General features: G+C 51.3%; 1 protein-coding gene and 2 pseudogenes. 2 read left to right on the forward strand and 1 reads right to left on the reverse strand.

Annotation, left to right across the window (positions count from 1 at the left end; all coding sequences use genetic code 11):
- A pseudogene (locus tag BSG09_RS19970) lies at nt 1–284 on the reverse strand (IS5/IS1182 family transposase); the annotation flags it as partial.
- A gap of 254 nt (nt 285–538) precedes the next feature.
- On the opposite strand from BSG09_RS19970, the gene BSG09_RS19980 reads away from it, so the two are divergent.
- Together BSG09_RS19980 and BSG09_RS20535 are read left to right on the forward strand one after the other, a co-directional pair.
- Nucleotides 539–1777: an O-antigen ligase family protein gene (locus tag BSG09_RS19980; RefSeq protein ID WP_092936235.1), complete on the forward strand. Its 1239-nt coding sequence runs from the start codon at nt 539–541 to the stop codon at nt 1775–1777.
- A 112-nt stretch (nt 1778–1889) separates the two neighbouring features.
- A pseudogene (locus BSG09_RS20535) lies at nt 1890–2008 on the forward strand (IS5/IS1182 family transposase); the annotation flags it as partial.
- Between the last annotated feature and the right edge of the window lie 88 nt (nt 2009–2096).

Consider the following 2096-nt stretch of genomic DNA (forward strand, 5'->3'; position numbering starts at 1 on the left):
CTGCGGAGTTCACGCATGTCGACCTGTTGCTCCCATCGACAGAGCGTGGTGTGATCCGGCGATTTGTCGATGTTAAGCTCTTCACGGATGGCTCTGGAGTCATTGAACCATGCTTCAGTCTCTCGGAAATCTTTGTCGAGTTCTGCATGCAAGAGGATAAACGCGATCTGAGTCCACTCGGCGAACCCGCTGGCGCCGTCCGGCGCAGCGGGTTCGTCAGGGTTATCCACGTGCTGTTTGGCAAGATTCTTACACTGCCGTATGATCGGTCGTTTCGACCTCATATCGCCAGACGGCGTCCAATTCCCCACAAGCCTCACGGAAATCAGCCGAGAACAAGGCTGAAACTGGTGCTATTCGACGCTGCAACAGAGCAACGTAGAACCTAATTGACCGCCATGGTACCGTCACTAACGTTTATCGATCGGCAATGTCCGAGCAAACGACTACAACCGTGAAGGCAGATAACTACGGGACAAGCCCTATTCATAGATCCATACGTATTTAGTTATCTACAGTAGAAAACAGTCCACAGAAGATGGATACAAGATTCCTGATGCCATTATTTGTCGCTATGCTGTTCACTTTCCCACTCACAGAGAGTCAGATTATTTCAAGGCCGCCTGGCACGGCAATCGTTGTTCTGCTCGTCCTCAGCATAGCATTCGTCTTTTTCATTCGTGGCGATCTAGTGGCTAAGATTCCACGATTAGCAATTTATACATTCTTTCCCCTGGCTGCAATTTTAATCGGTCATGTGTATCTTCTTGAGTTTTCCGAGGCCACCACGGCTCTCCTCCCAGTCTATATGTTCTTCGTCGCAAGCGTGTTACTATTTATCATTCCGTATCGTCTCAATCCAAGCATTGCGTACAGCTACGTGGCCAGAGTGGCAGCGCTTATCGGGTTGATTGGACTTCCGGCCGCAATCTGGGGCCAGTTTGACTACGGAGTCTTCACCTTGAGCACGACCGTTTCGCCGGCAAATGATTTGTTGCCACCGATTGGGGTTAATCCATTATACTCGGTATATCGCAACCCGAATTTCCTTGCTAAGCTGCTCTTTGTGGGCTTGGTCGCGAGTTTCGGCGAGTGGATAGCCTACAATAATCGTATAGGGGCACTGCTGGTTGTGCTTAACACAATGTTACTCTACCTGACCGAGAGCCGTGGCGGAATGGTGGCCGCACTTGTCGGAGTAATTGCACTCCTCGGATACTACGGCGTAGACCAACGGTTAGCGGTCATCGGGGCCTGCAGCGGGGTTGCATCGGTTGCTGCTGCCCTCATCACCGTAGTAGTCGCTCCCTCGCAGGTCGCTGAGGTCGTGGATCTAACAGGCCGTCTCAGTATTTGGTCCGGGACGGTCGATACAGTGGCACACACGAATCCAGTATTTGGCCCTGGACTCGTTGGCAGCGAGTTTCTGTCACAGACTGTGGGCTTGACTGTTCCATCTCCCCATTCAACATATTTCAAGATGCTACTTCGAGCCGGAGGTGTTGGGTTAGTGCTGTGGATTGTGTTACTTTGGGGAAGTCTATTAGACGGAGTCTATCAGAGAGTTCATCCTACCGCTGTGGCGGTCGGCGCTGGGTTCATTGTCCTCGGTTTTATTGAGGGACCAAACGTGTTTGGGACTGGAACTGGTTCACTCTTGTTAACTCTAACCATTGGCTATCTGCTTACCAAGAGCCCTGGGTATACCATCCAGTTTGTCGCAGATGAGCGTCGTGATACTAAGTCAGCTTCCTTCACTGTCAACCGGTATGATTAATCTCCTTGGACAGCACTGCTGGATTGAGGTTGAACGGCTGTGTTGAATCACTAGACGGCGGCGGAATGGTTCGCTAAATCGAAGGTCTTGAAGCGGGAGACTTCAGTTGTTCATGACCCAAATCTCCCGCTTCATTGAGCAGTTGTGCCGATTGCTCAAAACGTTACTGGCGATGGAGACGAATCCGCCACCCCGAAAGGTGGCGGCGGATTCGCCGACTATGCAGTAGTTGGATAGCGATTTGCCGTCAGACCGATTTCGTAGCAGTCTCATGAATGGTCTCTCAATGGTGAATCAAGTGTGTCGCTGGGGGTTAGCG

The organism is Natrinema hispanicum (genome assembly GCF_900111485.1).
GTDB classification, from domain to species: Archaea; Halobacteriota; Halobacteria; order Halobacteriales; family Natrialbaceae; genus Natrinema; species Natrinema hispanicum_A.

Excerpts from the sequence above, each read along its gene's own strand:
- BSG09_RS19980 (WP_092936235.1), top strand. The coding sequence starts at position 539 with ATGGATACAAGATTCCTGATGCCATTATTTGTCGCTATGCTGTTCACT.